The sequence below is a fragment of the Virgibacillus subterraneus genome, assembly GCF_900110695.1.
In the GTDB taxonomy this organism is placed as follows: domain Bacteria; phylum Bacillota; class Bacilli; order Bacillales; family Amphibacillaceae; genus Lentibacillus; species Lentibacillus subterraneus.
Genome location: NZ_FOEH01000008.1, coordinates 40,241 through 55,802 on the forward strand (window position 1 = coordinate 40,241; position 15,562 = coordinate 55,802).

A 15,562-nucleotide genomic window follows, 5' to 3' on the forward strand; every position below is an offset into this window, starting at 1 on the left:
TGGATGTACGTCAGTCTGTCCTTTCAGGCAATAGCAGGATAACATCTTTTTCGCTGGGAAAGTTAGGAGTTATGGAGGTGAAAAAGTTGGCTGACCAAAAAAAGAAGAAAACGAAGGAAAATGTAAATACCGAGCTTGGTGGTATGGGGCTGTATGGAACCACAGGAAATGTAGAAGTTGAAGGTTATGAAATGTCTGGAGATATTGAAAATGCCGGGCAACTTGACAAAGGATTTAATAAAAAGAAAAAGAATATGGGAGCTAAAGCCTCATTGGAAGATTCTCCTTAATTTAAGCAAAGCAAGTGGTCAGACAAGGAGGCAAAAAGCTCCTTGTCTGACATTCATCCTTTTGGCAGTTAATACTAATATTCCTTTTATGAAAAGCTAAGTTTTCTAACTAATCTGCTCCAATTCTGATAAAATATAATTATCAGAATTATTTGGATAGGAGTTGGGTAATTGATGGATCAGTTTATATCTCCGAAGAAAATCTATCATGGTGAGGGATCCCTAGCTAAGTTAGAGGATATTTTGCAAGAGTTAAAGGTTGAGAGAATTTTTATTTTAACAGATCCTATTTTGAAAAGTCTTGGGGTTATTGACCCTTTATTGAAGATTATGGATAGAATTGATGTAAGAGTTGATGTTGTTACAAACGTTGTACCGGATCCGCCTCTGGAAAGTGGTAATCAAGTAGTTGAAGAAGCAAGAGATAAACAACCGGATTTAGTTATTGGAATTGGTGGTGGCAGTGCGCTTGACTTAGCAAAGATTGCTGCAGTACTTGCCGGTAATAATGGCCGTGTGGAAGATTACTTGAATTTGAGCGGAACAAGGAAATTAGTGAACAAAGGGCTGCCAAAGGTATTAATTCCAACAACATCTGGGACTGGTGCTGAAGTCACGGATATTGCTGTATTTTCACTCGAGAATACCAAAGATGTGATTACACATGAGTATCTGCTGGCAGACTACGCAATCGTTGATCCTGCATTAACCTATACGTTACCGCCTAGAGTAACTGCAGCAAGCGGGATTGATGCGCTTACTCATGCAGTTGAGGCTTATACGTCTGTGAATTCAACGCCTTTTACTGATTCGCTTTCACTTGATGCAATGAAACGAATTGCCGGTAATATTCGAACAGCTGTGTGGAATGGCAAGGACGAACATGCCAGAGATCAGATGGCCTTAGGTAGTTTGCTTGCTGGATTAAGCTTTTATAATGCGGGGGTCGCGGGTGTTCATGCCTTAGCATATCCGCTTGGTGGATTATTTAAAATCTCGCATGGTGAATCGAATGCCGTTCTTTTGCCATATGTGTATGATCATATTTGGATGGCATGTATGGACAAAATGAAAAATATTGCTGTGGCTTTATCGCTGCCAATAGATGGGAAGACAGACAGGGAAGTGGCTCAACAGGTAGTAAGAGGTTTTCTGGATTTAATCAAGGATGTCGGGTTGCCGGCAACAATACGAGATTATAATATTAAATCAACTGATATTGATGTTTTGACTGAAAACGGAGTACAACAAACAAGACTGCTTGCGAGAAGTCCTAAAGTGTTAGATGAGAATTCCATTAAACAGATTTACACGAATGCATATGAAGGTCTATTGCAAAATTCATAATAGCGAGGTTGAGAGCAGATGTACCAAACAGTTATCGAGCCAAGGGTCTCTGAAACGGATGGGGTTGGACACATCAATAATACGGTGATTCCAGTTTGGTTGGAAGCCGCACGGAATGATCTGTTCCGATTATTTACGCCTGATTTTTCTTTTGAGGATTGGAAAATGATTGTTTTAAATATGAATGTTGATTACATTGGCCAGATTTTTTTTGGAATAGATGTAATCGTTTGTACATGGGTGAAGAAGATAGGGAATTCCAGTCTGCAGTTATATGAGGAAATTTGGCAGGATGAACGCTTATGTGTAAAAGCAACCGTTACATATGTGAATTACGATTTAAAGAAGCAAAAGTCTGAACCAATACCTGATCCTATTAAAAAAGAACTGGAGCAACACTTATATCAAGAGAATTAAAGGATGGAAGGATAACTTAGAGGAGTCATTTCAGCAAATCAGTAGTGATTTTGAAAAAAGTCACGAGATAACGAAAGGTTATGTAAGTTCAGCGCAGTCCCGATTGTTTTCGGTAAAAGATGCCGTTGACTACGCAGAAATGTGGTTAACTAGTTATGACCGGGGGAAAAATAGAGGTAAATAATATTTCAGCAGATGATTTCAAATATAAGTCCAAAAGTGGTAAAACCATCACGATTCGTGAAGCGAAACAACAGGATGCGGAAGCAATGTTGGCTGCTTCCTCAGAAGTATTAGTCGATGCGTCATATATGCTAAGTACTGCGGAAGACGCAAAAAAGGTTAAATTAACAGATATGCAAAAGCTAATCGAGGCTTTTACCCAAAACCCAAATCATATTCAGTTTATTGCTGAAGCGGGCAATACTTTGGTGGGCGCAATAGAATTTAAAAATGGAGAAAAAGATAAGATAAGTCACCAAGGTTCTATTGGGATGACTGTACTACCTACCTATCGTAATCATGGTATTGGAAAGGCATTATTACATACGTGGTTAACTGGGCAAAAGCTAACAATACTATTGAGAAAATGTGTCTAGAAGTGATGGAATGTAATGAAAGTGCCATTACATTATATGAAGTTTGGATTTCATGAAGAGGGAAGAAAAGTAAAGGGAGTAAAACTGGATAATGGTTATCAGGAACTAATTTTAATGCATTTATTCGTCTGATGCATATGGGACGAGGTTCCTGTCCCTCTTGTCCCGTGGTTAAATAATGTAAGGAAAGATAAATCTACAGCAGAATAAATAAAAATGTGTGTTAGTTAGCTGTAAGCAGTTCGGTTTCGGAGTACAAAGACGTTATGTACGCTTAATTGGGCTGCTTTTTTAATGGCTTGTATGGTAAACGGTGAAAAATGGCTCCTATTCAGTTTTGATTTGTCATTTGTACAATTAATCAGTTTTCAACGGAGCTTATTCAGTCGTCATTCATGTTTATTCAGTTTTCAGTAGCTTTTAATCTGCAAGCGCAGTTCCATCCGCTACAATCTCAGCGATGGCTTATACTCAGACTAAGTAATTGATTAAATTTACTTAGTTTGAAATAATTGTACTTATGAAAAATAACTTTGTTTCAAAGGAGAAGTGAAGGGCCTTTGAGTTTATTTGGCGTTTGCGATGGTTCTAAACGGCACAAATAGTAAACCTTAAGTACAAACTTGTTCCTCTATAGGCAATTAAGAAAGGGTAGGAAAATAATGCAAAATTATCGAATCGATCAAAGTAAAGGAATGGAGTTAGGTATATATACATTAGGTGACCATTTACCAGATCCTTCAACGGGAGAGAGAATACCTGCGGGACAACGCGTTAATGAAATTATTGAATATGCGAAGCTTGCTGATCAGGCAGGTATTGATTTCTTTAGTGTTGGTGAAAGTCATCAGGATTATTTTGCAACGCAGGCACATTCTGTTGTATTATCAGCTATTGCTCAGGCAACAGAAAATATAAAAATATCCAGTTCATCAACGATTATCAGTACATTGGATCCTGTGCGTGTATATGAGGATTTTGCAACAATCGATTTAATTTCAAAGGGACGTGCGGAGATTATCGCTGGCCGTGCATCCAGAGTAGGGAACTTTGATTTGTTAGGCTATAGCCTCCGTGACTACGAGGAATTATATGAAGAAAAGTTTGATCTACTGCTGAAACTTAATGAAGAGGAAGTAGTCAATTGGAGTGGAGAATATCGACCACCATTAAAGGATGCTAGGGTTATTCCGCGTCCGCAAAATGGATCAATGCCAATTTGGCGTGCTGTTGGTGGTTCACCTGCCAGTGCCAGAAAAGCTGGTAATGCTGGAGTAGGGATGTTTTTAGCTCATTTAGGTGGTCCAGTTACTGCTTTTAAACGAGCTGTTGATGCCTACCGTGATGCTGCGCAGCGTAGCGGATTTGACCCAGCAGAACTTCCTGTTGCGACGGCTGGTTTTTTCTATGCAGCAGAGACTTCACAGCAAGCTTTAAAAGATATGTATCCTCACATCAATGAAGGAATGAAACGAACCAACGGACAAGGGTTTCCTAAGCAGCACTTTGCACAGGGTGTAGATCCGCATAATGTCATGAACATCGGCAGTCCGCAAGAAATCATTGAAAAGATTCTCTATCAGCATGAAGTATTTGGTCACCAACGTTATATTGCACAAATCGATTTTGGTGGTGTTCCCTTTGAACGGCTAATGAAAAATATTGAGCTGATTGGTACAGAAATTTTACCAGCCATTAAAAAATATACTGCAAAGAAATAGGGGGCAGAGAACATGAAGATTGTTGGGTTATCTGGTTCAATAGTTGGTTCAAAAACTAGAACAGCTATGGATTACACAATGAAAGCAATCGCTGAAAAATATCCGAATGTGGAAGCGACATTAATTGATTTAGCAGAATATAACGTTCAGTTTAGTGATGGACGCAATTATTTGGAATATGAAGGCGACACAAAATATATCACACAAACAATGATGGAAGCAGATGCAATCATTATTGGTACACCAATTTTTCAGGCATCCATACCAGCCACATTAAAGAACATATTTGATTTACTTCCTGAGAATTCATTTCGCGATAAAGTTGTCGGTATGCTTGTGACTGCAGGTTCGCCCAAGCATTATTTGATTGCAGAAAATCAATTAAAGCCTATTTTAGGTTATATGAAAGCACAAATTGTTCAGACGTATGTATTTATCGAAGAAGAGGATTTCTATCGAAAAGAAATCACCAATGATGATGTGTTATTCCGCATTGATCGTTTAGTGGAAGATACAGTCGTATTAACAGAAACATATACGAGTATTCGTGAGGCAAAAGAAGCGGAATACGACTTTTAGTAGAGTAATTGCTATTAGAAAAGTGACCGGGACAAAAGTGTGTTAGTCAAGGTAAAATCCGAACTAGGATTCAAAATTCTTGAAATAGAATTTGAATTAGTTCGGATTATTTTGTGCTGATTAGATATAAAATGCGACACAAGTTAAAAGAAAATTAAGAGCTATGACACCGCTCCGGAAATACACTTCGCGCACCTAGGACGGCTGGCAAGCCTCCTCGTGCTGCGCACTGCGGGGTCTCGCCTATACCTTTCCTCCCGCAGGAGTCTACGTGTATTTCCTGCGCTGGATATTGCTCTCTATATCCTATAGTTAACAAAAATTATATTAATGGATAAAACAAGATTTTAAACTTTTAAACCATTCCAACTTCGTGGTCAGAGGGTCACACTAAATACTACAAATCGGTTATCTTAAGTTACTTTGCAGTTTATATCAACTACATATTAGGTCGAACTTTTGAAAATGAACGATCAAACATCCTATATTGTTGTTATTCGTCTTTAAAGTTGAAAGTATTAGTTATGTCCCAGACTCTTTCTTTACTAGCATAAAACCTCCAATACAAGGAATAATATAAATGAATCTTATTGATCATTAAAACTAATGGAGGATGTTTCTATGGTACAACAGAACTTGCATCAACAGTTACAGCAAGCGAGTCATCAGATACAGGATGCCCAAGAGGCTGCAAGGCTTGCCCAAGGCTCAGATCCTCAATTGTTAGAGCAAGCTGAAAAGCAGTTACAGCAAGCAGAACAGGTATTGCAAAAGGCTCAGCAGGCGGGAACTGAGGCTACAGAGAACCCACAATTTCAGCAAGCATATGAACAGCTGCATGATACGCGTCAGCAAGTGCAGGAAGCACAGCAAAATAATAGTGATGTGTTATAAAGCTATTTAGGTCAAGCGCTTATCCTTAATGAAGGAAGGCGCTTTTTTTGCAGCTAAGAAAGTATCTACTGCATAGTAGGATTGGTGATATCCCAAGTTTTCTAAATACAACTATAATATTGAGTTTACCGTAGGAGTTTGAAATAATTGGTATTAAATAGTTGGTAAATCATAGGACCTCTTAGCAAATTTGCATACTTTCTTGATAATTTTGGGATATACTGAGAAAAGCTAGGAGGTGGTTATGCGATGCACATGATGAATGGTTATGGATTTTTTGGATGGATAATGATTATATTTTGGATTGGATTATTTATTTTAGGCATTCTCCTGATCACAAATTATCTTAATGGTGGTCGCAAGAGAACACCATTACAGATTCTAAAGGAACGTTTGGCGAAAGGAGAAATAAGTGAGGCAGAGTATGAACAGTTAAAATCTGTACTAGAACGGGATAAGAGGGGGTGATGAGCATGAACCGACATACAGACATCATTAAGAAAAGGTATGATAGGATATCATCTGTGTTTGATGTGATGGATCATATGATTAGGTCATCATGGCGTGAGGAGTTACTTGGTAATTTGCATGGAGATATTTTGGAAGTAGGGGTGGGCACTGGGTCCAACCTTCCATTCTATCCTTCAAATGTAAATGTCACTGGAATTGACTTTAGTCCCAGAATGCTGGCAAAGGCGTATGGTAAAACGGACAAGACTGAGGCTGATATTACATTGAAAGAAATGGATGCACAACAAATGGATTTTCCTGATAATACTTTTGACGTTGTTGTTTCGACATGTGTTTTTTGTTCAGTGCCTGACCCGGTTGCCGGATTTAAAGAAATTCGTCGTGTAGTGAAACCTAACGGTAAGATAGTAATGCTTGAGCATATGCGGAGTGAACATCCGTTTGCAGCCAGAATACTTGATGCTGTAAACCCGCTAACAGTAAGAATTGTAGGGGCTAATGTAAATCGTAAAACGATCGAAAACATAGAGAAGGCCGGCTTAACAGTTAAGGAGCAAAACTATTTAATGACATCCATTATGAGAAAGCTGGTATTGACTCCTAATTAATAAACGCTGCACATTAATAACTGAATGGAGGTAGTACCAAATGATAAAAAAGTTAGTATTTCTTATTATAATTTTAACGGGAATTTTAATAACCGGATGTAACAGTAATGACGATCAAGCATTTGAAGAGCCGTTTGATGGGAGTTTAGAGCATGTTCATGGAATGGGTTATGCTGGAAATGATGGCGGATTATATTTTGCATCTCATACTGGCCTGAAAATTTATCGGGATGGTGAATGGTTTGAAACGACGAAGAATTTTAACGATTATATGGGATTTAGTCCAGTTGATCAAGGTTTCTACACATCAGGACATCCTGGTAAAGATTCAGACTTACCGAACCCGCTAGGTATTCAGCGTAGCTTTGATGGTGGAGAAACTTTAAAAAGTATCGATTTTGTAGGTGAAACAGACTTTCATGAAATGGCTGTAGGTTATACAAGCCATGATATCTTTTTAAAAAATCATAAGGAAAATTCTAAGCTGGGTGTAGGTTTTTATATAAGTTCTGACAATGGAGAGTCGTGGGAAGGCATAGTTGCTTCAGGTATAGAAGGTGAGGTTTTTGCATTAGCTATTCATCCGTCTGATTCTGATTATTTAGCAGCAGCGACAACTACTGGTATTTATCTGTCCAATGACAGAGGAAAGAATTTTAAGATGATAACAGAAGGTGTACAGGGGACAGCTGTTTATTTTAATGAGGAAAATTTGATTTATGCAAGCTATGACTCTACACCATCCCTTGCTAAATTTAACATAAAAACTGGCGAGCAAGTGACAATTAATCTTCCAGAGTTAACTGAAGATGGTCCTGTAAATATTGCCCAAAATCAACAAAATAATCAAGAGTTAGCTATATATACTACAAAAGGAAATGCTTATATATCTGAGGATTCAACTGAAACGTGGTTGCAGATTCTGGAAAATGGAAAAGTAAAATAATGTTATAAGTCTGTCATCTATATTTAGAAATAAAGAGGTAGTTTATGTTTATTAAACTTTCATTTAAAATTGGATTTCTATTTTTTGTATTTATTTTAATTATTGAATCGCTTTTATTTTTTGTACTATACACGAATATAGCGAATGAACGAATTGAAGATGTGCTTGACAATTTATTAGCACGTGCCAATACACATAGCGAAGTATTGGAGCTGAATCTTAACGAATCGACCTTGGAACATGTTGGAATAATGGAATCAGCTTCTGATTTTGTAGTTGTCATTACAGATGAATTAGGTAATGTAATCAATCATTCTGATACTATTCAGCAAGAAATGAGGCCAGTGCTTGAAGCCGTTAATTACAATGCAAACCAAACGGAAGGACGAGTTGTTGAAGATCGTTGGGATGATAAACAATATATCGCAGCAGAAAGTCCTGTGAATGTTGGTGGGGACCAAAGAGGTCATGTCTTTATGTTTGCAGATACAGCCGATGTAAAGAAAAACGTCAATCAGCTCAGCAACCAGTTTATTGTAATAGCTCTACTTACATTTGGTCTAACGATTATTACTATCTTTATTTTATCCAGGTTTATTACCTATCCCTTAATTAAAATGAAAGAAGCAACAGAGCAATTAAGTTTGGGAAGAAACAAAGTTGAGTTACACACGGATAGAAAGGACGAGTTAGGAGAGTTGGCTAAGTCTATTACAAAATTAGCCAACGAACTTGACCAGCTAAAAACTGCCAGAAATGAGTTTTTAGCCAGCATTTCACATGAACTTAGGACTCCTTTAACCTATATAAAGGGATATGCTGACATTATTAATCGTCAAGACATAACCGAATCTGAAGTGAAAGAGTATACCACAATCATTCGTGAAGAGTCAGAGCACTTATCGATATTAATTAGGAATTTATTTGAATTAGCTAAGATGGATAGGAATAGATTTACAATTCAGCGTGAAGAAGTCTCTTTGCATGAACTTATTCATTCCATAGCTGATCGGATTAAGCCTGCTTTTGCTGAAAAAAATATCAACTTTACAATAAACTGTCCTGAAAATACAGTTGCCTTTGTTGATCCTGAAAGATTTGAACAAGTTCTAGTAAATATACTGGATAATGCCAAAAAGCATTCTTCTGAAGGTACAAATGTTCAGCTTGAAGTAAGTCAAATAGGAAAAGAAGTAATCGTTGCCATTACCGATGAAGGAGAAGGTATACCTAATAAAGATTTGCCATATGTTTTCGATCGCTTATATCGTGTTGAAAAGTCGCGATCAAGGCAAAGTGGCGGATCTGGTTTAGGGCTAACAATTGCCAAGGAAATAATAGAAGCACATGGTGGTCAGATAGAAATTAAAAGCGAACAAGGCGAAGGTACGAGCGTTATCATAAGATTAATAAGAGGTGGCAATGATGTATAGTGTTCTTATAATTGACGATGAAAAGCGTATGTTAGATTTATTAGCATTGTACTTAAGACCGCATGATTATACGTGTAAAAAAGCACAAGGAGCTAATGAAGCATTACTATTTTTAGAAGAGGAAGACTTTGATATTGTCTTACTTGACATTATGATGCCTGAAATGGATGGGTGGGAGCTCTGTCAGGAAATTAGGAGTATATCTGATGTTCCAATCATTATGGTAACAGCTCGTGACCAAAAAGAAGACATTGTTAAAGGCTTAAAGTTAGGTGCAGATGATTATATTGCAAAACCTATTGATGAAAATGAATTATTGGCCAGAATGGAAGCTTTGTTACGCAGAAGAACTCCAGCAAATCGCATAGAAACGAATGGACTGGTATGGGACGAGGAAAGGTATGAGCTTTCTTATAAAAACCAGCCTATTAAAGTAACCCCTAAGGAGTTTGCTATGGTTGGTCATCTGTTGAAAAAGCCAAACCAAGTTTTTTCCAGGGAGCAGCTAATTGATTTGATTTGGGGATTTGATACAAATACGGAAGGAAGAACAGTTGATTCACATGTACGGAATATGAGAGAGAAAATCAGGCAAGTAGGATTCCCGATTGATGATCATTTTAAAACAGTTTGGGGAGTTGGGTATAAGTGGATTAACATGTAGTTATAAAAGTTCAATATGTTGTAACATTTTCTTGATATGTTCTCGAAACCTCTTCTTTATAGTAGTGAATGAAGGGAGGAACACATAATGAAAAAGAAACTTTTGGCAATTGCATTGGCTGTTTTTGTGGCATTAGGTGTAGGTAATGTTGTTTTCGCACATGGTGCTGCTGATAACGGTGGTGAAAATGGGTGGAGTTTTGAAGAGATGGTTCCCTTTATGAAGGATATGCACCCAAACATGAACCAACAAGAGATGGAGCAATTCTATCAAGACTGCCATGGTTCCAATGGTAATGAATTTCCTAATCGACACATGGATAACCAATTTTAATGTTTATTATATTAGCTAACGACATGAATGGAACTATCTTACTTAGAGATGGTTCCATTTTTTAGCAGTTAGGAAAGCAAAGCAAAATCCGTTTTCATAAGAACGAATGCCACATTTTTTAAGTTTAAAAATGGAAATCAATTTCATAATTCAAAAAATAAAGCAGTAAATTCAAAACTATTTATAAATGTTCTAGGCCTGTTGATCTCCACTGCAGGCGGACGCTTTCACCCTCCGGGTACAAGTGCGACATCTGTTCAAGCTGAAGCTTTCACAGTGTCTTCTATGCCGCCGGGCATGGCTTGAGCCTCCTCGTGCTATCGCACTGTGGGGTCTCAAGACTCATGCTATTCCTGCAGGATCGCCGCCCTCCGTTCCAATCAACGATATTAGTACTTTGAATTCACGAACGATAGAATATTAGTTCGCGCAATTCGAATAAATGATGAATATAAGTATTTATGAAATTGACTTATGGAAATAATGATTAAAAATACTGTATAGGGGTATAGTTCCAAGTAGATAATAATTATAGTAAGTAAATGTGAGGAGGCCAATGTATGGAACGAAAAGATGGCAAATCTATTGGACATGACCATAAGCAACATGAACATCAGAATCATGATCATCATGAACAACACCAACATGATGAACATAATCACCATGATCACGGTGAACACGGCGGTCATGGTCATCATGATCATGGTGATATGGTCAATGATTTCAAAAAAAGGTTTTATATATCCCTTATTGTAACGATCCCTATTCTGATTTTGTCTCCGATGATACAGGATTTTATTGGCGTTGATTGGGGGTTCCCGACTGATCAATACATCCTGTTCGCACTGGCGACATTCGTATTTTTCTACGGTGGCTGGCCGTTTATTACTGGCGGTATTAGTGAACTGAAAGATAAGAACCCTGGTATGATGACATTGATTGGCCTTGCAATAGTAGTTGCCTATGGCTATAGTTCACTTACTGTTTTTGGTTGGGAAGGCAAAGACTTCTTCTGGGAGCTGGCCACGCTGATTGATATTATGCTGCTTGGTCATTGGATTGAGATGCGATCAGTAATGGGAGCATCAAATGCACTGGAGGAACTTGTCAAACTAATGCCAAGTGAAGCGCATAAATTGGATGAGAACGATAATATAGAAGATGTAGCAATATCTGATTTACAAAATGAAGATAGAGTACTCGTTAAACCGGGCGAAAAAATTCCCGTAGATGGGACAATTCTTGATGGCAAATCTGCAGTTGATGAATCTATGCTTACTGGTGAGTCTGTTCCAGTTGAGAAATATAAAGGTGATGAAGTAATAGGTGGATCAGTTAACAATGAAGGATCCCTGACAATTCAAGTAGAGAAAACAGGTGATGATTCCTATTTATCGCAAGTGATAAAATTGGTTAGAGAGGCACAAGCATCACGCTCGCGTACACAGGACTTCACGGATAGAGCTGCTAAATGGTTATTTTATATTGCATTAGCTTCCGGGTTCATTACCTTGTTTATTTGGCTTATTTTAGGATATTCTTTTGTTATTGCACTGGAACGCATGGTAACTGTTATGGTTATTACTTGTCCACATGCACTGGGACTTGCGGCACCACTTGTTGTAGCAGTTTCCACATCACTTTCAGCAAAACAAGGCCTGTTAATTCGTAATCGTGCCAATTTTGAAGGTGCACGGAATCTAAATGCTGTTGTTTTTGATAAAACTGGTACATTGACAAAAGGAGAGTTTGGTGTAACAGACATTATCCCTTCTGCTGATATAAAAAAAGAAGATATACTAGTTTGGGCTGCAAGTCTGGAGCAAAATTCCGAGCATCCTCTTGCAGAAGGCATTGTAAATGAGGCAAAAGAGAAGGAATTGTCGTTGAAAAAAATAAGTGACTTTGAATCGATTACCGGAAAAGGTATTGAGGGAAAAGTAGATGGAAAAAAAGTGAATGTTGTCAGTCCAGGGTATGTCGATCAGCAGAATATGGAATATGATCATGAAACATTCAATCAATTGTCCGAAGACGGAAAAACAGTTGTATTTGTACTTGTTGAAGATAAATTGATTGGAATGATTGCACTTGCTGATATGGTACGCGAAACAGCAAAAGAAGCAGTTGCATCTTTAAAAGAAAACGGCATCCATTCCATTATGCTGACAGGTGATAATCAAAAAGTGGCTGACTGGGTCGCTAAGCAATTGGACATCGATGAGGTATATGCAGAAGTGTTGCCTGATGATAAAGCAAATCAAGTGAAGAAAATTAAAGAAAAAGGCTGGAAGGTTGCCATGACTGGTGACGGTGTTAACGATGCACCTGCACTGGCAACAGCCGACTTAGGAATTGCAATTGGTGCAGGAACAGATGTAGCAATGGAAACAGCCGATGTTGTACTTGTGAAGAGCAATCCAAAAGATGTTGTTTCTTTAATGAATTTATCGAAAAAAACGTATCAGAAAATGGTACAAAACTTATGGTGGGCTGCAGGCTATAACATTTTCGCCATTCCATTGGCAGCTGGTGTTCTGGCACCAATAGGCATTATATTGAGTCCTGCAGTTGGTGCGGTATTAATGAGTTTGAGCACGATTATTGTTGCGATTAACGCTAAGTTATTAAAAGCTTAGAACCTCTTATACTTTCTTATCTGCTTAGTGAAAAACGGTGTCCTAAAAAGCAAAATTGCTTTTGGCACCGTTTTTTTACTTCATTAGAATTCCATCAATTTAACTGTTACCTTACCATTTTGACTTCGTGATAAATGAACTGTTTCGCCAGGTCTCAAGCAACGGTTGTTTTTCATGTTATGGGGGTTAACAATGGTGACTTCCTTGTCTGAGTCTACTAGTTCTATGTCGTTATGGCAGCGGCTGATGCCTTCTTCGTCTGGTGTACAGTCAGTATCATTAAGTACTTTTCCTTCTGATTCTTGACCAAAGTCTCCGGAAATAAGGTTGACAGTATATGTTCCGTTGGCCCCGTTCTTCTGTAAGTCCAGTCCACTTTCTACTTCTTCCTGTGTCAGACTATCTCCAGCACCGTCATTTCCTGATGTTAAGGTAACGAATAATACAAGCGTTAGTCCAATGACTACTATAAGACCAATTCTAATTGTCTTTTTATGCATTTTTGCTCTCCCTCACTTTATGTACAAAAATAAGAAGCTATTCCATCAGAACAGCTTCTTAGTACCTGCATTTATTCAACAACTAATGTTGTTTGCATGTCAGCATGCCCTTCACCACAAGGGATGTTGCAGTAAATAGTATATTCGCCTGGTTCTTCAGGGGTAAAGGTTGCTTCGCCTTCACCTTCAATCTTCACATCAAATTCATCAATCGAAATACCGTGCATGCCTTCTTCATTTGTAAGAGAAACTGCAACTTCCTCACCCGCAGTAACGGTATATTCATCTTGATCAAAATCAAAATTGGATGCTGTTATATTTAGTTCATTGCTGGCAGCTGATGCTGATGAACTGTCATCCTCATTGCCAGGGTCACCTGAGTCACTTCCACCACACGCTGCAAGAAATAAAATAAGTCCAAGAGCCAGTACTGCTAATAATCCTTTTTTCATATAAATCCTCCTCAAACTTTAAGTCTATTTGTTTACTACAGTGTTAATTGTAATTACTAAATATCCATTTTTTATGGAGAAACTGAGTCAAATGTGTGAACTTATTTATTTTTCATATTATATGTAGATAACAGTGCAAAAAAGCAATTTTCTACTATTAATAGAAGATTGCTTTTTAAAGGAGGGTACTATTTTGGAGGTCAAATCCTATCCATTTGTAATAAAGGCATTAGTTATTCCTAAGCTCTTAATTTTATCAACATCTTGAAGAACTTGCTTTTTCCCTGAATATGGTCCAACTTCTACACTATAAATTTCTCCACCATCAGTTTTATATGTCTTAATGTCAGCATTTATTTTATTTCTAGTAATTAAGTTGTACCGTTGTTGTGCACTTTTTTTCATTCCTGTAGTTTCAACTACTATTTTATACTTTCCCATCAAAAGCCTCCCTAACTTATTTTAATAGTATACTCGAATGTTAAGTAAAGGAATGGTCATTAAACATGGATCTTTATAAAATGATTAAATAATCTATTGAATTATTGTGGTGGTAATTAAGTAGTTTATTCTGAATATGCGAGTATTATTATACTAAAGTTATAGTATACTAAGTTTATGGAGTTAAGGGAGGATAGCGTTTTCAATATGTAGAAAACGGATCATGAACTTTATTCCAAAATATCAATATACACAGGAGCATAATACACCCGCAAGACGTGTAATGGAAAGAATCGGATTAACGCCGTATATTCCATTGTATTCCGTTAATTTGAAAAGCTTTGTTCATCATATGGTACATCAGTTCTGTTGAAAAACCTTTTCCCATAAATCGACGATCTGTCCTTAATCTGCCTAACATTGCGTAACGGCTGGCATAAATAGAGTATCCTCCCAAACTAACCATTTGGTCATCCAGGAATAATCCATATAAACGATTCTTTCCGGTTATGAGTCTATTAAAGATACGTTTTATATAATCATCCTCAATTCCTGTGTTCATCTTCTCTAAGTGTTTAAAATCATTACTATTAAGAACTCGGTTTTGTCCATTTACTCCACTCCTCAAATGTTTCCTTCTCTCAAAACATAATTTTACCACCTTACTTATTTAATGATAAACCTTTTTTGTAGTTAAGAATATATACATAAGTGTAACTAAGGCATTAAGGATTGGCGATAAACCATGTATTCTAATTTGGGCACTTAAATTTTTGTTTTGCATATAGTATAGTACCCTCCTGTAAATATAATCGAATGCCAACCTCAAAAAGTGTCATGACAACAATAGTTTACAATTCATTTTTTTTAGTTTTACAATCCAAAAAAGAGTTGACAAATTACTGAATTTTAGAATATAATTGTGAAACTATAATTTATAGAAAATAAATTAATATAATCCGGCAATGATAGGATTTAGTAGTGTTATATTTCCCTGTTCCAGAGAACTGATGGTGGTGAGAATCAGTCAAAGATAAACATGAATTACAATCCTTGAGCTTCTTTTTCGTAGTAAGGAGAAATTCTTATGAAGGGAAAGACGGTAAATTGTGCGTTAACAATTTTTAAGTGGTGAAGCGTGATTCTTCACAACTAGGGTGGTACCGCGATATCAATCGTCCCTATTGGTTATTAACTGACCAGTAGGGACTTTTTAGTATAATTTAAT

At 37.3% G+C, this 15,562-nt stretch carries 18 protein-coding genes, 1 pseudogene and 1 other annotated feature; of the genes and pseudogenes, 15 read left to right on the top strand and 4 right to left on the bottom strand.

Translation table 11 applies throughout. From position 1 onward, the window contains the following. The first annotated feature begins 77 nt into the window (after positions 1 to 77). From BMY13_RS17555 to BMY13_RS17620, 15 genes and pseudogenes are all read left to right on the top strand, one after another. A complete protein-coding gene (locus BMY13_RS17555) occupies positions 78 to 290 on the top strand; it encodes a hypothetical protein (protein ID WP_245736151.1) in 213 nt (70 codons plus the stop codon). 174 nt (positions 291 to 464) lie between these two features. Then, positions 465 to 1,637 carry an iron-containing alcohol dehydrogenase gene (locus BMY13_RS17560; RefSeq protein WP_092506228.1) on the top strand — a complete coding sequence of 391 codons (1,173 nt, stop codon included), beginning with the start codon at positions 465 to 467 and terminating at the stop codon, positions 1,635 to 1,637. An 18-nt stretch (positions 1,638 to 1,655) separates the two neighbouring features. Beyond that, positions 1,656 to 2,054, top strand: coding sequence for an acyl-CoA thioesterase (locus BMY13_RS17565; RefSeq protein WP_092506230.1), 399 nt, complete (start codon positions 1,656 to 1,658; stop codon positions 2,052 to 2,054). Between the two features lie 37 nt (positions 2,055 to 2,091). Next, positions 2,092 to 2,238: a hypothetical protein gene (locus BMY13_RS20095; protein ID WP_368073027.1), complete on the top strand. Its 147-nt coding sequence runs from the start codon at positions 2,092 to 2,094 to the stop codon at positions 2,236 to 2,238. An 85-nt stretch (positions 2,239 to 2,323) separates the two neighbouring features. Then, positions 2,324 to 2,785: pseudogene (locus BMY13_RS17570) on the top strand (N-acetyltransferase family protein). 530 nt (positions 2,786 to 3,315) lie between these two features. Further along, positions 3,316 to 4,374, top strand: coding sequence for an LLM class flavin-dependent oxidoreductase (locus BMY13_RS17575; protein ID WP_092506232.1), 1,059 nt, complete (start codon positions 3,316 to 3,318; stop codon positions 4,372 to 4,374). 12 nt (positions 4,375 to 4,386) lie between these two features. After that, positions 4,387 to 4,953 carry an NADPH-dependent FMN reductase gene (locus BMY13_RS17580; RefSeq protein WP_092506234.1) on the top strand — a complete coding sequence of 189 codons (567 nt, stop codon included), beginning with the start codon at positions 4,387 to 4,389 and terminating at the stop codon, positions 4,951 to 4,953. Between the two features lie 621 nt (positions 4,954 to 5,574). Next, positions 5,575 to 5,847, top strand: coding sequence for a hypothetical protein (locus BMY13_RS17585; protein WP_092506236.1), 273 nt, complete (start codon positions 5,575 to 5,577; stop codon positions 5,845 to 5,847). Positions 5,848 to 6,096: 249 nt separating this feature from the next. Continuing rightward, positions 6,097 to 6,315, top strand: coding sequence for an SHOCT domain-containing protein (locus tag BMY13_RS17590; RefSeq protein ID WP_092493887.1), 219 nt, complete (start codon positions 6,097 to 6,099; stop codon positions 6,313 to 6,315). A 5-nt stretch (positions 6,316 to 6,320) separates the two neighbouring features. Then, complete coding sequence (locus tag BMY13_RS17595) at positions 6,321 to 6,926, top strand: class I SAM-dependent methyltransferase (protein WP_092506238.1); 606 nt, start codon at positions 6,321 to 6,323, stop codon at positions 6,924 to 6,926. Positions 6,927 to 6,966: 40 nt separating this feature from the next. Beyond that, entirely contained in the window at positions 6,967 to 7,872 is a 906-nt protein-coding gene (locus tag BMY13_RS17600; protein WP_092506240.1) for a F510_1955 family glycosylhydrolase, read from the top strand. Positions 7,873 to 7,916: 44 nt separating this feature from the next. After that, the gene (locus BMY13_RS17605; RefSeq protein WP_092506242.1) at positions 7,917 to 9,305 is read left to right on the top strand and encodes a sensor histidine kinase; all 1,389 of its coding nucleotides are present in this window, start codon (positions 7,917 to 7,919) and stop codon (positions 9,303 to 9,305) included. Further along, positions 9,298 to 9,969, top strand: coding sequence for a response regulator transcription factor (locus tag BMY13_RS17610; protein WP_092506244.1), 672 nt, complete (start codon positions 9,298 to 9,300; stop codon positions 9,967 to 9,969). The genes BMY13_RS17605 and BMY13_RS17610 overlap by 8 nt, the downstream gene beginning before the upstream one ends. Before the next feature lie 87 nt (positions 9,970 to 10,056). Beyond that, a complete protein-coding gene (locus tag BMY13_RS17615; protein ID WP_092506246.1) occupies positions 10,057 to 10,302 on the top strand; it encodes a hypothetical protein in 246 nt (81 codons plus the stop codon). A gap of 560 nt (positions 10,303 to 10,862) precedes the next feature. Further along, complete coding sequence (locus BMY13_RS17620) at positions 10,863 to 12,941, top strand: heavy metal translocating P-type ATPase (protein ID WP_092506248.1); 2,079 nt, start codon at positions 10,863 to 10,865, stop codon at positions 12,939 to 12,941. Positions 12,942 to 13,024: 83 nt separating this feature from the next. Here the strand turns inward: BMY13_RS17620 and BMY13_RS17625 are convergent, their stop codons facing one another. The 4 genes from BMY13_RS17625 to BMY13_RS17640 form a co-directional block, all read right to left on the bottom strand. Next, on the bottom strand, positions 13,025 to 13,441 hold the full coding sequence (locus BMY13_RS17625) for a hypothetical protein (protein WP_092506250.1): 417 nt from the start codon (positions 13,439 to 13,441) through the stop codon (positions 13,025 to 13,027). Positions 13,442 to 13,512: 71 nt separating this feature from the next. Then, on the bottom strand, positions 13,513 to 13,893 hold the full coding sequence (locus BMY13_RS17630; protein ID WP_092506252.1) for a cupredoxin domain-containing protein: 381 nt from the start codon (positions 13,891 to 13,893) through the stop codon (positions 13,513 to 13,515). A 207-nt stretch (positions 13,894 to 14,100) separates the two neighbouring features. Then, complete coding sequence (locus BMY13_RS17635) at positions 14,101 to 14,334, bottom strand: SPOR domain-containing protein (RefSeq protein WP_092506254.1); 234 nt, start codon at positions 14,332 to 14,334, stop codon at positions 14,101 to 14,103. Positions 14,335 to 14,632: 298 nt separating this feature from the next. Continuing rightward, a complete protein-coding gene (locus BMY13_RS17640) occupies positions 14,633 to 14,962 on the bottom strand; it encodes a GNAT family N-acetyltransferase (protein WP_092506256.1) in 330 nt (109 codons plus the stop codon). A gap of 328 nt (positions 14,963 to 15,290) precedes the next feature. After that, positions 15,291 to 15,520 (top strand) — a binding site (T-box leader). The last annotated feature ends 42 nt before the right edge of the window (positions 15,521 to 15,562 follow it).

Coding starts and splice junctions, on each gene's coding strand:
- BMY13_RS17560 (WP_092506228.1), top strand. CDS start 465: ATGGATCAGTTTATATCTCCGAAGAAAATCTATCATGGTGAGGGATCC.
- BMY13_RS17565 (WP_092506230.1), top strand. CDS start 1,656: ATGTACCAAACAGTTATCGAGCCAAGGGTCTCTGAAACGGATGGGGTT.
- BMY13_RS17575 (WP_092506232.1), top strand. CDS start 3,316: ATGCAAAATTATCGAATCGATCAAAGTAAAGGAATGGAGTTAGGTATA.
- BMY13_RS17580 (WP_092506234.1), top strand. CDS start 4,387: ATGAAGATTGTTGGGTTATCTGGTTCAATAGTTGGTTCAAAAACTAGA.
- BMY13_RS17585 (WP_092506236.1), top strand. CDS start 5,575: ATGGTACAACAGAACTTGCATCAACAGTTACAGCAAGCGAGTCATCAG.
- BMY13_RS17590 (WP_092493887.1), top strand. CDS start 6,097: ATGCACATGATGAATGGTTATGGATTTTTTGGATGGATAATGATTATA.
- BMY13_RS17595 (WP_092506238.1), top strand. CDS start 6,321: ATGAACCGACATACAGACATCATTAAGAAAAGGTATGATAGGATATCA.
- BMY13_RS17600 (WP_092506240.1), top strand. CDS start 6,967: ATGATAAAAAAGTTAGTATTTCTTATTATAATTTTAACGGGAATTTTA.
- BMY13_RS17605 (WP_092506242.1), top strand. CDS start 7,917: ATGTTTATTAAACTTTCATTTAAAATTGGATTTCTATTTTTTGTATTT.
- BMY13_RS17610 (WP_092506244.1), top strand. CDS start 9,298: ATGTATAGTGTTCTTATAATTGACGATGAAAAGCGTATGTTAGATTTA.
- BMY13_RS17615 (WP_092506246.1), top strand. CDS start 10,057: ATGAAAAAGAAACTTTTGGCAATTGCATTGGCTGTTTTTGTGGCATTA.
- BMY13_RS17620 (WP_092506248.1), top strand. CDS start 10,863: ATGGAACGAAAAGATGGCAAATCTATTGGACATGACCATAAGCAACAT.
- BMY13_RS17625 (WP_092506250.1), bottom strand. CDS start 13,441: ATGCATAAAAAGACAATTAGAATTGGTCTTATAGTAGTCATTGGACTA.
- BMY13_RS17630 (WP_092506252.1), bottom strand. CDS start 13,893: ATGAAAAAAGGATTATTAGCAGTACTGGCTCTTGGACTTATTTTATTT.
- BMY13_RS17635 (WP_092506254.1), bottom strand. CDS start 14,334: ATGGGAAAGTATAAAATAGTAGTTGAAACTACAGGAATGAAAAAAAGT.